The 13,359-nt window shown below is 71.3% G+C and carries 11 protein-coding genes; 8 read left to right on the forward strand and 3 right to left on the reverse strand.

The window, feature by feature from the left end; genetic code table 11:
• Positions 1-86: 86 nt before the first annotated feature.
• Positions 87-527 (reverse strand): SseB family protein, encoded by a 441-nt coding sequence (locus OG251_RS19200; protein WP_073727905.1) that lies wholly within the window; start codon positions 525-527, stop codon positions 87-89.
• Positions 528-694: 167 nt separating this feature from the next.
• Between OG251_RS19200 and OG251_RS19205 the strand changes: the two genes are divergently transcribed.
• The 6 genes from OG251_RS19205 to OG251_RS19230 all read left to right on the forward strand — a co-directional run bounded on the left by OG251_RS19205 (position 695) and on the right by OG251_RS19230 (position 8,827).
• A complete protein-coding gene (locus OG251_RS19205) occupies positions 695-2,521 on the forward strand; it encodes an acyl-CoA dehydrogenase (protein WP_326678350.1) in 1,827 nt (608 codons plus the stop codon).
• Between the two features lie 173 nt (positions 2,522-2,694).
• The gene (locus tag OG251_RS19210) at positions 2,695-3,351 is read left to right on the forward strand and encodes a hypothetical protein (protein WP_326678351.1); all 657 of its coding nucleotides are present in this window, start codon (positions 2,695-2,697) and stop codon (positions 3,349-3,351) included.
• Between the two features lie 53 nt (positions 3,352-3,404).
• Positions 3,405-4,067 (forward strand): hypothetical protein, encoded by a 663-nt coding sequence (locus tag OG251_RS19215; RefSeq protein ID WP_326678352.1) that lies wholly within the window; start codon positions 3,405-3,407, stop codon positions 4,065-4,067.
• Positions 4,068-4,172: 105 nt separating this feature from the next.
• Positions 4,173-5,471, forward strand: coding sequence for a M18 family aminopeptidase (locus tag OG251_RS19220; protein WP_326678353.1), 1,299 nt, complete (start codon positions 4,173-4,175; stop codon positions 5,469-5,471).
• A 149-nt stretch (positions 5,472-5,620) separates the two neighbouring features.
• Positions 5,621-5,842, forward strand: a complete 222-nt coding sequence (locus OG251_RS19225) for a DUF6458 family protein (protein ID WP_326678354.1) — start codon at positions 5,621-5,623, stop codon at positions 5,840-5,842.
• Positions 5,843-5,971: 129 nt separating this feature from the next.
• Positions 5,972-8,827, forward strand: a complete 2,856-nt coding sequence (locus tag OG251_RS19230; RefSeq protein ID WP_326678355.1) for an AfsR/SARP family transcriptional regulator — start codon at positions 5,972-5,974, stop codon at positions 8,825-8,827.
• A gap of 178 nt (positions 8,828-9,005) precedes the next feature.
• Here the strand turns inward: OG251_RS19230 and OG251_RS19235 are convergent, their stop codons facing one another.
• Entirely contained in the window at positions 9,006-10,823 is a 1,818-nt protein-coding gene (locus tag OG251_RS19235) for an NHL domain-containing thioredoxin family protein (RefSeq protein ID WP_326678356.1), read from the reverse strand.
• 64 nt (positions 10,824-10,887) lie between these two features.
• Between OG251_RS19235 and OG251_RS19240 the strand changes: the two genes are divergently transcribed.
• The gene (locus OG251_RS19240) at positions 10,888-11,379 is read left to right on the forward strand and encodes an LURP-one-related/scramblase family protein (protein WP_073727889.1); all 492 of its coding nucleotides are present in this window, start codon (positions 10,888-10,890) and stop codon (positions 11,377-11,379) included.
• 130 nt (positions 11,380-11,509) lie between these two features.
• On the opposite strand, the gene OG251_RS19245 is transcribed toward OG251_RS19240, so the two are convergent.
• Positions 11,510-12,301 carry a carbon-nitrogen family hydrolase gene (locus OG251_RS19245; RefSeq protein ID WP_326678357.1) on the reverse strand — a complete coding sequence of 264 codons (792 nt, stop codon included), beginning with the start codon at positions 12,299-12,301 and terminating at the stop codon, positions 11,510-11,512.
• A 199-nt stretch (positions 12,302-12,500) separates the two neighbouring features.
• On the opposite strand from OG251_RS19245, the gene OG251_RS19250 reads away from it, so the two are divergent.
• Positions 12,501-13,325, forward strand: coding sequence for a maleylpyruvate isomerase family mycothiol-dependent enzyme (locus OG251_RS19250; protein ID WP_326678358.1), 825 nt, complete (start codon positions 12,501-12,503; stop codon positions 13,323-13,325).
• Positions 13,326-13,359 lie beyond the last annotated feature (34 nt).

Genomic DNA, 13,359 nt, shown 5'->3' on the forward strand with positions numbered 1-13,359 from the left:
AAGGCGGCATCCATTCCCGGGCAGCGGAAAGGGCCCGTGCCACCCATCGGTGGCGCGGGCCCTTCCCGGAAAGTGGAAGCCGGGGTTCAGCCGTACATGCGGCGCATCGCGAAGTCGACCATCTGCTCGACGGCCTTGGCGTCGAAGACCATGCGGTGATCGCCCTCCATGTCCAGGACAAAGCCGTAGCCCGTCGGCAGCAGGTCGATCACCTCGGCGCCGGTGATCACGAAGTACTTGGACTCCTTGCCCGCGTACAGCCGCAACTCCTTGAGCGTGGTGAACATCGGGATCACCGGCTGCTGGGTGTTGTGGAGGGCGAGGAAGCCGGGATTGTCGCCGCGCGGGCAGTAGACCTTCGAGGTGGCGAAGATCTGCTGGAAGTCCTCGGCGGACATCGAGCCGGTGGTGAAGGCCCGTACCGCATCGGCCAGGGAGGGCGGCGAGGGCTCGGGGTACAGCGGCTGCTCGCCGTAGGCGCCGGCCATCTGCTGCTGTGCACCCTGGTTCTGGTCGTAGCCGTACATGCTGCAAAGAGTAATCGGACACATCTACGGCTTGAGGGGTTGCGCCTTATTACTGACGGGTAGCATCATCGGAGAGGTCAGCTGATATATCCACGCCGGCCTGTCGCCCGACCCGCATCACTCCCCGGGGCGCTGTGCGCCACTGCTATTGATTACGGAGCCTTCCCATGGGGCACTACAAGTCGAATCTCCGCGACATCGAGTTCAACCTCTTCGAGGTCCTCGGGCGCGACAAGCTGTACGGCACCGGCCCGTTCGCGGAGATGGACGTCGAGACCGCGAAGAGCATCCTCGACGAGGTCAACCGCCTCGCCGAGAACGAGCTCGCCGACTCCTTCGCCGACGCCGACCGCAACCCGCCGGTCTTCGACCCGGAGACCAACACCGCACCGGTCCCGGACAGCTTCAAGAAGTCGTACCAGGCCTTCATGGACTCCGAGTACTGGCGCCTGGGCCTGCCCGAGGAGATCGGCGGCACCACCTCCCCGCGCTCCCTGATCTGGGGCTACGCGGAGCTGCTGCTCGGTGCGAACCCGGCGGTCTGGATGTACTCCTCCGGCCCGGCGTTCGCCGGCATCCTCTTCGAAGAGGGCAACGAGGCGCAGAAGAAGATCGCGGAGATCGCCGTCGAGAAGCAGTGGGGCTCGACGATGGTGCTGACCGAGCCGGACGCCGGTTCGGACGTCGGTGCCGGGCGCACCAAGGCCGTGGAGCAGGAGGACGGCTCCTGGCACATCGACGGGGTGAAGCGCTTCATCACGTCGGGCGAGCACGACATGTCCGAGAACATCATCCACTACGTGCTGGCCCGCCCCGAGGGCGCCGGCCCCGGCACGAAGGGCCTCTCGCTCTTCATGGTCCCGAAGTTCCACTTCGACTGGACCACCGGCGAGCTGGGCGAGCGCAACGGTGTGTACGCGACGAACGTCGAGCACAAGATGGGCCTCAAGGCGTCCAACACCTGCGAGATGACGTTCGGCGACAGGCACCCCGCCAAGGGCTGGCTGATCGGCGACAAGCACGACGGCATCCGCCAGATGTTCCGCATCATCGAGTTCGCTCGCATGATGGTCGGCACGAAGGCGATCGCGACCCTCTCCACGGGCTACCTGAACGCGCTGGAGTACGCCAAGGAGCGCGTCCAGGGCACGGACCTGTCGCAGTTCATGGACAAGAGCGCGCCCAAGGTCACCATCACGCACCACCCCGACGTGCGCCGGTCGCTCATGACCCAGAAGGCGTACGCCGAGGGCATGCGCTCCCTCGTGCTGTACACCGCCTCCGTCCAGGACGCGATCCAGGAGAAGGAGGCCGCGGGCGAGGACGCGAAGGCGCTGCACGGCCTCAACGACCTGCTGCTCCCCATCGTGAAGGGCTACGGCTCCGAGAAGTCGTACGAGCAGCTTGCGCAGTCGCTCCAGACGTTCGGCGGCTCCGGGTACCTCCAGGAGTACCCGATCGAGCAGTACATCCGTGACGCCAAGATCGACACCCTGTACGAGGGCACGACGGCGATCCAGGGCCAGGACTTCTTCTTCCGGAAGATCGTCCGTGACCAGGGCGCCTCGCTGAACGCGCTCTCCGAGGAGATCAAGAAGTTCCTCTCGGGCGCCCAGGGCAACGAGGAACTGGCCGGCTCGCTGGACTCCCTCGCCAAGGCCGCCGTGGACCTGGAGGCGATCGTCGGCGCGATGATCACCGACCTCACCGCGACCGGCGAGGACGTCAAGAACATCTACAAGGTGGGGCTCAACACCACCCGCCTGCTGCTGGCCTCCGGCGATGTCGTCGTCGGTTATCTGCTGCTCAAGGGCGCGGCCGTGGCGGCCGAGAAGCTGCCGACCGCCTCCGCCAAGGACGTCGCCTTCTACCAGGGCAAGATCGCCGCCGCGAAGTTCTTCGCCGCGAACATCCTGCCGGGCGTCTCGGCCGAGCGCGCGCTCGCCGAGTCCGTCGACAACTCGCTGATGGAGCTGGACGAGGCCGCGTTCTAGCCCGCCCTCCGCGCTCCCGGCCGCCCCTCCGCGCCCGGGTCCGCCGCTCGCGCTCTCGTCCGCCGCTCCGGCACCGCGGGAACACTGTGCACAACATCGCCACGGTCCGCCCCTCCCCGAGGGGCGGACCGTCTCTATGATCGGCATCCGGGTCCGGAGGGGGAGTGTCAGTCGTGAGTTCCATGGGTTCGGCCACGCGCACGTGGTCCGTACGGTGCGCGGCGGCCGCGGCGGCCGTCGCGCTGCTCGTCGGCTGCGGCAGCAGCGGTGACAGCGACAGCGAGGCGACAGCACTCGACAAGGCGCAGGTCGCGGCGTTGCTGCCGGACACGGCCGCGATGCCGGGCTGGAAGCGCAGGGAGAACGCGTCGACCTCGCCCATGAACGATCTCGCCAAGCGCACCCTCTGCCCGGTCAAGGGCAACGCGGGGTGCGAGAACTCCAGCTACATGGGTTCCGTCTCCTTCGAACGCGAGGACCGGGACGCCGCGGTCCGCTTCTGGCTGGTCGCGTACAAGGACGAGAAGGCCGCCGACGCCGCGTACGAGGTGCTCTGGAAGCAGACCGCGCGCACGAACGGCCGCGAGAAGGCGGACCTCGGCCCCCTGGGCGACGAACGCGACGCCCGCTCCGGACCCCAGGGGTACGGCGGCGCCTACAGCCTCACCGGACAGCTGCGGGTCGGCACGACCGTGCTGTGGGCGGCCACGGACGCGCCCTCCGAGGACACGTTCGACAAGGACCTCGCCAAGGACCTCGCGGCACTGTTCGCGGAGCGTTCGCAGCAGGCGCAGAACGGCGAGAAGCCGTCGGCGAAGCTCGGCTCGTAGCCCGGCCCGTCCGGCCGGGATCGTTCGGATCACTCGTCCTACGGGGGGACACGATGACGGATCAGCGGTGGTACATACGGGGCGCGGCGGCCGGGGCGGCGGCGCTGCTGCTCACCGGGTGCGGCGGCGACGGGGACGGGGCGCACGCCGCCTCCCTCGACAGGAAGCAGGTCGTGTCCCTGCTGCCGGACGCGCGGGCCGTACCGGGCTGGCGCACCCATCTGAAGCCGGAGGCCCGGAAGCCGGACCCTGAGTTCCCGCCCTCGGTGTGCCGTGTCACCGACGAGAAGAAGAGGGACGAGGTCTGCCTGGGCGCGACCGCCTGGGGGGTCTCCGCGTTCGCGCGGACGTCCGACAGGACCGCGCTGAATTTCTGGGTCCTCGCGTACAAGGACGAGAAGGCCGCCGAGACCGCGTACGACGCCATGGCTCAGTGGTACGGCGGCGACCGGGTGGGCGTGGGCGCGCGCGAGGTGGACCTGGGCAGCCTCGGCGACCGGCGCGAGGCGAACCGCGCCGACGCCGGCACGATGGGCGGTCCGTCGACGATCGCGCAGCTCCGCGTCGGTACGACCGTGCTCGGGGTGAGCACCGGAACCGAGGGCGAGGACGTCACCCCGGACCGGGACGTCAAGGCGTTCAGCACCATGTTCGCCGAGCGCGCGCAGCAGGCGCAGGACGGTGCGAAGCCTTCGGCGGGGCTTCCCTCACCGTAGGCACACGCGGGGCGCACGTACCCCACACGCGGGGCGCGCGATCGGCATGTGCCGCCGTCGGCCAACCGTCGGTTCTCCGGGGCGGTCCTCGTTACAGTGAAGAACATGAGTTCTCCCCTCCGCTTCGACCGTGCGCACACCGACGACCTGATGTCCTTCCTGGCGGCCAGTCCGTCCCCGTACCACGCCGTGGCGAGCGCGGCGGCCCGGCTGGAGAAGGCCGGCTTCCGCCAGGTCGAGGAGACCGCGGCCTGGGACGCCTCCACCGGGGGGAAGTACGTCCTGCGCGGCGGGGCGATCGTCGCCTGGTACGTACCGGAGGGGGCGGGTCCGCACACCCCGTACCGGATCGCCGGCGCGCACACCGACTCGCCGAACCTGCGGGTGAAGCCGCTGCCCGACACGGGCGCGTACGGCTGGCGGCAGGTCGCGGTGGAGGTCTACGGGGGCCCGCTGCTCAACACCTGGCTGGACCGCGACCTGGGCCTCGCGGGAAGGATCTCGCTCAAGGACGGCACGCACCGGCTGGTCAACATCGACCGGGCGCTGCTGCGGGTCCCGCAGCTGGCCGTGCACCTGGACCGCTCCGTGAACACCGAGGGCCTCAAGCTCGACCGCCAGAAGCACATGCAGCCGATCTGGGGACTCGGCGATGTCGCGGAGGGCGACCTGATCGGCTTCGTCGCCGAGGAGGCGGGCGTCGACGCCGCGGACGTGACCGGCTGGGACCTGATGCCGCACGCCATCGAGCCGCCGTCCTACCTGGGCCGGGACCGGGAGCTGGTGGCCGGGCCGCGGATGGACAACCTGCTCTCCGTGCACGCCGCGACCGCCGCTCTGGCCGCCGTCGCCGGGCAGCCGGACGCGGAGATTCCGTACATCCCGGTGCTGGCGGCCTTCGACCACGAGGAGAACGGCTCGCAGTCCGACACCGGCGCCGACGGCCCGCTGCTCGGCACGGTCCTGGAGCGCTCCGTGTTCGCCCGCGGCGGTTCGTACGAGGACCGCGCCAGGTCCTTCGCCGGGACCGTCTGCCTCTCCTCCGACACCGGCCACTCCGTGCACCCCAACTACGGCGAGCGCCACGACCCGACGCACCACCCGGTGGCCAACGGCGGGCCCATCCTCAAGGTCAACGTCAATATGCGGTACGCGACCGACGGCAGCGGCCGGGCCGTGTTCGCGGCAGCCTGCGAGAAGGCGGGCGTGCCGTGGCAGACGTTCGTCTCCAACAACTCGATGCCGTGCGGCACCACGATCGGTCCGATCACCGCGGCCCGGCACGGCATCCAGACCGTCGATGTCGGTGTGGCCATCCTCTCCATGCACAGCGCCCGCGAGCTGTGCGGTGCCGACGACCCGTATCTGCTGGCGAACGCCCTGGCGGCGTTCCTGGCGGGCTGACCCGACGCCTTCGACGGCCCCGGGGCGTCCACCGCCCCGGGGCCTGTCCATGTCTGCCCAACGCCTCCCCGGGACATGGTCGTTGCCGGGGCGGGTACCCGGTCGCTACCGGCCCGGAACCACCGGGTCGTCCAGGGAGGGCAGTTTTCATGGGACTCGGAGGATGCATTCTTCTCATCGGTGCCGGGGCGATACTCGCCTTCGCGACCGACTGGGAGATGGACAGCGTCAACGTCGGTCTGGTCGGCTGGATCATGATGCTCGTCGGCCTCGTCGGGGTCTTCGTCTACATGAGCATCGCGCGCCGCCGCCGCATGGTCGTACCGCCCACCACCACCGTCGTGTCCGAGGACGACCGCCGGTACCAGTGACCCGCACGTCCGGCCGGAGGAACGCACCGGCCGGGCGTGACCCTTCGCCGACGCCCCGGGCTCCCCCGATATTCTGAGACCCGTCCCGCGCCCCACCACGGGTGCGTACAGCCCGGAAGGAAGCCGTTCGTGGAGTTCCGGCTGCTCGGCACCGTCTCCGTCGACACGCTCGCCGGGCCACTGCCGCTCGGACCGGCCAAACGACGCAGCCTGCTCGCCGCGCTGCTGCTGTCCGCCAACACTCCCGTCTCCGTGGGACGGCTGACGGACTCCTTGTGGGACGACGCCCCTCCGCTGCACGCCCGCGGCGTCATCCAGGGCCATGTGTCCCGGCTGCGCGCCCTTCTGATCGGCGCCGACGCGGAGGCGTACGGGGTGGACCTGGTCACACTCGGCGACGGGTATGTGCTGCGGGTGCCGGAGACCCTGCTGGACTCCCAGCGGTTCGAGGAACTGCTGATGCTGGCGAGGGAGCAGCGCAGCCCCGCCGACTCCGTACTGATGCTCAAGGAGGCGCTGTCCCTGTGGCAGGGCCCGGCGCTCAGCGGTGCCTTCACCGGCCCGCCGCTCCGGGCTGCCGCGCACACGCTGGAGGAGTCCCGGCTGGCGACGGTGGAGCAGCTGGCGCGGGCCTACTCGGCGCTGGGGGAGCACAACCGCGCCGCGGCCGTACTGGGGACGGAAGCGGGCGCCCATCCGATGCGGGAGTCGCTGGCGGCCGCGCTGATGATGGCGCTGTACCGCGCGGGACGCCAGTCGGAGGCGCTGGAATGGTTCCACCGCACGAGACGGCTGCTCGCCGATGAGCTGGGGATCGATCCGGGACACGAACTCGCCGACGCGTACGCGCTGATCCTGCGCGGCGACCCCGGACCCGACGAGGGCCCGGACGGGGCGCGGCAGCCGGGCGACGGACCGGGAACGGCACGGCGCGATCCGGCCCGGACCGTTTCCGGAGCCTCCTCCCCCTCGCCCTCCTCGTCCTCCGCCGCCCCCGCGGCGACCGACGACGGCGCCCCCGTCCTCGCCCCACCGCGCCCCCTCCCCCTGCTGTCCGCCGGAGAGCCGCACCCCACCGATCTGCTGCCCCGCGCACCCCGCGGCTTCCACGGCCGGGTCGCCGAGCTGGCCGCCCTCACCCGGGCGGCGGCCGGCGAGGCACCTGTCTGTCTGGTCACCGGACCGGCGGGCGTGGGCAAGACCGCGCTGGCCCTCCACTGGGCGCACCGCAGCCCCGCGGCCTTCCCGGACGGACGGCTCTTCGCCGATCTGCGCGGATTCAGCGACTCGAGCGAGCCCGCGCTGATCGATGTCCTGCGCGAGTTCCTGCTGGCACTCGGCGTCGCACCGCGCCGCGTCCCCGAGACCGTCCCCGCCGCGGCGGCGCTCTTCCGCTCGCTGACCGACCGGCGCCGGCTGCTCGTGATCCTCGACAACGCCCGCGACTCCGCCACGGTCAGGCCGCTGCTCCCGGGCGGCACCGACTGCGTCACGCTGGTCACCAGCCGTCATCGGCTGGAGGGCCTCATCGCCTCGGACGCGGCCCGTCCCGTCCCGCTCGACACGCTCGAACCCCAGGACAGCACGGCGCTGCTCGCCGGGGTGCTCGGGGAGGAACGGGTCCTGGCCGAACCGGTCGCGGCCCGTCGGCTCGCCGAACTCTGCGGCGGCCTGCCGCTCGCCCTGCGCGTCACCGCGGCCCGGCTGGCCGGACGCCCGCAGTGGACGCTCGCCGTGCTGGCCGACGAACTCGCCGACGAACGCAGCAGGCTGACGTATCTCGACGTGGACGACACCGGTGTCCCGGCCGCCCTGCGGCTGACCGTGCAGCACCTGTCATCGGACTCCGTGCACCAGCTGGCCCGGCTCGGCCACCATCCCGGCAGCCACTTCGACCCGTACACGGCCGCCGCGCTCGCGGAGACGGACCCGGTCACCGCCGCGGCGGCGCTGGAGCGGCTCGCCGCGGCCCATCTCGTCACCGAGAGGGGACCGGGACGGTGGGTGCTGCACGATCTGGTACGCCTCTACGCCCGCGGTCTCGACCCCGTCTCCGGGCCCCGCGCCCTCTCCGCCGTCCTCGACCACTACATCGCCACCGCGCTCGCCGCCGCCGACATGGCCGAGCCGGACGGTGAGCCCTGCTTCGTCCTGCCGGACGCCTACCACCGCCCCACCGCCGTGCGGGACTTCCCCGACCGGGCGGCGGCGATGCGCTGGCTGGCCGCCGAGCGTGACGACCTGGCCCTGGCTGCCGTGGCGGCCCGCGCCGCCGGACTCGACGACCGGGCCTGGCGGATCATCCTGCTCCAGTGGCCGCAGATCGTGTGGCGGGTGCGGGACAGCTGGACCCCGATGCTGGAGCTGGCGCTGGACGCCGCCCGCGCCGGGAAGGACCCCTACGCGGAGTCCAGGGTGATCACTCTGCTGGGGTGGGTGCTGACGGAGGAGGGCAGGACCGCCGAGGCCGTCACCCTGCTGGAACGCTCACCCGGGCTCGCCCGGCAGGCCGGTGACCGGCTCGGCGAGGCGACCGCGTTGATCAACCTGTCCGTCGTCCAGGCCGAACAGGGCGGGCTCGACCTCGCGATGGAGGGGTGCGGCCGGGCCGTCGAGCTGGCCCGCGAGGAGCACAACCGGCACACCGAGACGCTCGCCCTGCACCATCTCGCCCGGATGCAGCTCCGCGCGAACCGGCCCGCCGATGCCCTCGCGTCGGCCCGCACCGCGCTCGATCGGGGACTTGAGGGCGAGGAAGCGGCCCGGCGGGTGCTGCTGCTGACCGTCAGCGGCGAGGCACTGCTGGCGCTCGGCGAGGAGCGGGACGGAATCCTGCTGCTCGACCGGGCGGCGTCGGAGGCGGAAGCCGCCGGATACGACGAGGGCGCGGTCCGGGCCCTGGAGGCACTGCTGCGGGTGACGGCGGAGGCGGAGTACCGCAGGCGGCACGACGAGGCGTCGCGGCGGCTGGCCGACGAGGTCTGAACGCCCGCCGTACACGGCGTGCCGCGGAGGACCGGCGGCCCGGTGGAAGCGGCTCGGGCACGAGGACCACCCGCCCCGCGAGGCAGGTGACCGGCCGCTGAACACCCGCCCCGCGAGGCAGGTGACCGGCCGCTGAACACCCGCCCCGCGAGGCAGCGGCGACGCGGCTTCCGGGAGGTCAGCCCCTGTCGTCCATCCCCGCCAGGACCAGCGGCAGCCGGGACGTTCCCTCCGCGGTCACCCGGACGGGGACACCCCAGTCCTGTTGGTGCACATGGCAGGCCGGGTACTCGTTGGCCGGGTCGTCGTCGCAGGACGCCGCCATCGCCGAGACATGCAGGACGCCTTCGGTGATCCCGTCCGCCAGGACCAGGTCCCGCCCCAGGTCGCTACCGGCTCCGGAGCCGCCCGCCAGGAGTTCCGGCGGGGTCGCGGAGACCAGCAGCCGCGTCGAGGGCCCGTACCGGGTGTCCAGCTTCTGTCCGGCGGGCGCCTGGAAGACCACGTCGAGCCGGAGCGTGCCGGGCGCGATCTCGGTGGCCGCGCGCTGTGTGCGGTGCGCCCGGTCCGCGACACGTACGGCCTCCTCGGGCAGCCGCAGCCGGGTCAGCCGGTGGCGGGCGGACTCGACGACGACGAGGTCGCCGTCGACCAGCACGGCGTCGCTCGGCTCGCGCAGATCCGTGGCCAGGGTGGTGACCTCGCCGCTGTGCGGGTCGAAACGCCGCAGGGCGTGGTTGTACGTGTCGCAGACGGCGACGGACCCGTCGGGCAGCGCGGTCACACCGAGCGGATGCTGGAACAGCGCCTGGTCCGCCGCTCCGTCACGGTGCCCGAAGTCGAAGAGGCCGGTACCGACGGCCGTGTGCACCGTCTCGTCGCGGTCGACGTACCGCAGCGACGAGGTCTCCGAGTCGGCCACCCACAGCCGCTGCCCGTCGGCCGAGGCCGCGAGCCCGGACGGCTGGGCGAACCACGCCTCGGCGGCCGGTCCGTCCACCAGTCCTTCGTTGGTCGTCCCGGCCGCGACCCGTACGGTCCCGCTCGCCGGGTCGTACGTCCACAGCTGGTGCACGCCCGCCATGGCGATCCACAACCGGTCCGCGAACCACGCGACGTCCCACGGCGAGGACAGGTCCACCTCGCGCGCCGGGCCGCTGGTGGGCATGGACTGCCACCACTGGCGGCCGGTGCCGGCGAGGGTGCTCGTCGTCCCGGTCGTCAGGTCGAGGGCGCGGATCGCGTGGTTGACGGTGTCCGCGACGGCGATCCGCCCGTCGGGCAGCACGGCAAGGCCCTGCGGTTCGCTGAACCGGGCCTCCCCCGGACCGCCGTCCGCCAGACCCCGGTCACCGCTTCCGAAGTACCGGCGCACGCTCTCGCCGTCCGCGTCCAGCTCGACCAGCCGGTGCCGGGTGGTGTCGGAGACCAGGAACCCGCCGTCCGGGAGCAGCAGCGCCTTGCCGGGGAAACGCAGGTACGTGGCGACCGGCTCGGGCGCGACGTACGGGCCGTCACCCCGGCGCAGCGTGCCCTTCCCGGCGTGCTCGGCCTCCAGCTCCTCGACGAGCTTCTCGATGGCGTGGGCGTGCCCCTCGCCCGCGTGCTGGGCGACCACATAGCCCTCGGGATCGATGACGACGAGGGTCGGCCAGGCGCGTACGGCGTACTGCTTCCAGGTGGCCAGCTCGGGGTCGTCGAGGACCGGGTGGTGGACCTCGTAGCGCTCGACGGCGTCGACGACGGCCTGGTGCTCGGCCTCGTGCACGAACTTGGGCGAGTGGACACCGATGATCACCACGGTGTCGCGATGCTTCTCCTCCAGCTCGCGCAACTCATCGAGAACATGCAGACAGTTCACACAGCAGAACGTCCAGAAGTCCAGGATGACGATGCGTCCTCGCAGATCAGCGAGGGTGTACTGCTGGTCGCCTGTATTGAGCCAGCCGCCCTTGCCGATGAGTTCGGGGGCGCGGACGCGTGCACGTGTAGCCATGCCACAAGTCAACATCACGCCAACCTGCGCGCATTCCGCCGGGGCTCGGGGGAACCTGTGGCCCATGAGACTTCTCGTACGTGAGCGGCTGTTCGCTGTCGGTGACGACTACTGGATCGAGGACACCGAGGGGCACAAGGTCTTCCTCGTCGACGGCAAGGCCATGCGGGTGCGCGACACCTTCGAGCTGAAGGACCGGGACGGGCGGGTCGTCGTCGAACTGCGGCAGAAGCTGATCAGCCTGCGCGACACGATGATCATCGAGCGCGGCGGCGAGGAACTGGCCACGGTCCGGCGCAAGCGGCTCTCGCTGCTGCGCAACCACTACCGGGTGACGCTGGTGGACGGCACGGAGCTGGATGTCAGCGGCAGGATCCTGGACCGCGAGTTCGCCGTCGACTACGACGGCGAACTGCTCGCGCAGATCTCCCGTCGTTGGCTGACGATCCGCGACACGTACGGCATCGACATCGTGCGGGAGGACGCCGATGCCGCGCTGCTCATCGCCGTGTCGATGTGCGTGATCGTGCTCGCGGACAAGGAGCGCGAGGGATGAGCCCCCGCTGAGCCCGTTCGCGCCCGTGGCCTCGCGCGGTACGTCGCCCGTGGCCTCGCGCGGTACGTCTCGCCGTACGTCGGTTTCACGTGAAACCGACCGGGTCGCCCGCGTGTCAGTGCGGCGCGTGTCAGCGCGGCGCCGCCAGTCCCAGCCTGCGGTCCTTCAGTGCGGGGAACTGCTCCCGCGTGGTGGTGACCTTCGCCGGGTCGAACTCCACGCTCAGCACCTCCTCGCCCGCGCCCGCCTCGGCCAGCACCTCGCCCCACGGGTCTACGGCGATGCTGTGCCCGGCCTGCTCGATGCCACCGTGCGTACCCGCGGTACCCACGGCCAGGACGTACGACTGGTTCTCGACGGCACGGGCCTGCGCCAGCAGCGTCCAGTGGGAGCGGCGGCGCTCCGGCCAGCCCGCCGCCACGATCAGCGTCTCGGCGCCCGCGTCGACGAGGCCGCGGAACAGCTCCGGGAAGCGGAGGTCGTAACACGTGGTGAGGCCGAGCGTGGTCCCCGGGAGAGCGACCGTGACCAGCTCCTCGCCCGCGCCCATCATGACCGCCTCCCCCTTGTCGAAGCCGAACCGGTGGATCTTGCGGTACGCGGCGCGGCGTTCGCCGTCGGGCGAGAAGACGAGCGAGGTGTTGTAGAGGGTGCCGTCCGCGGCCCGCTCGACGAACGAACCCGCGTGCAGCCAGACCCCGGCATCGGCGGCGGCCCTCGCCATCACGTCATGGGTGGGACCCTGGAGGGGTTCGGCCTCCGCGGCGAACTCCGTGTACGCGAAGGCACCGACCGGCCAGAGCTCGGGGAGGACCACCAGATCCGCACCGCGCTGAGCCACGACCAGCGAAGCGGCCCGTTCTCGACGGGAATTGACGGATTCGTCCTGGTCTACTGCGATCTGGATGAGGGAGGCGCGCACACTACCACCGTCCTGGCATTCGAGCCGTCAACACGGGCCTACGATCGTCACACGAAAGCACTGCCGGGGTGCCTGCTCGCAGCGTAACTTAGCCAACGAACCTCCCACGCAGCTCGCCGACAGCGCCGTCAGTGCCAGCCCGCCCGCCAGCACTCCCTGCTCTCCAGCCCATGCACCGCAGAACCGCACGAGGGGTCCCGTGACCGTCCATCCCAGCCTCCAGACCTACGCCGACGCCTGGACCCACTCCATCGAGTCGATAGCCGAGCTGGTCAAGCCACTCGTCGAGGGGGAGTGGAACCGCCGTACGCCCTGCCCCGCCTGGTCGGTGCGTGATGTCGTGTCGCACATCATCGGCATGGAGTGCGAGATGCTCGGCGACCCGCGCCCCATCCACACCCTGCCGCGCGACCTGTACCACGTACAGAGCGACTTCGCCCGCTACATGGAGATGCAGGTCGACGTACGGCGCCACCACACCGCGCCCGAGATGACCTCCGAGCTGGAGTACACGCTCATCCGCCGCGCCCGGCAGCTGCGCAACGAGACACGCGCCCCGGACACGATGGTGCGGGCACCCCTCGGTGCGCAGCAGACCCTCGAACTGGCCATGCACATGCGGGTCGTCGATGTCTGGGTGCACGAACAGGACCTGCGCGCCACGCTGGGCGTCCCGGGCAACCTGGACTCCCCCGGCGCCCACATCGTCCGGGACACGCTGCTCGAAGCGCTGCCCAAGGTGGTCGCCAAGCACGCGGGCGCACCGGCCAATTCGGCGGTCGTGCTCGATGTGCACGGTCCGCTGGAGTTCCTGCGGACGGTCCGGGTCGACGCGGAGGGCCGCGGTTCGATCGACGGCGCGCCGTCGCTGGGCCCCGCGGTGACGCTGGCGATGGACTGGGAGACGTACTACCGCCTGGCCTGCGGCCGGGTCCGGGCGGCGGCGGTCGCCGACCGGGTCAAGATCGAGGGCGATCAGGATCTGGCAGCCGCGATCCTGCACCACTTCGCCGTCACGCCGTAGTTCCCCGATCGGCGGCGCCCGTCCTGAGGACGAG

This window comes from Streptomyces sp. NBC_01237 (genome assembly GCF_035917275.1).
Classification (GTDB): Bacteria; Actinomycetota; Actinomycetes; order Streptomycetales; family Streptomycetaceae; genus Streptomyces.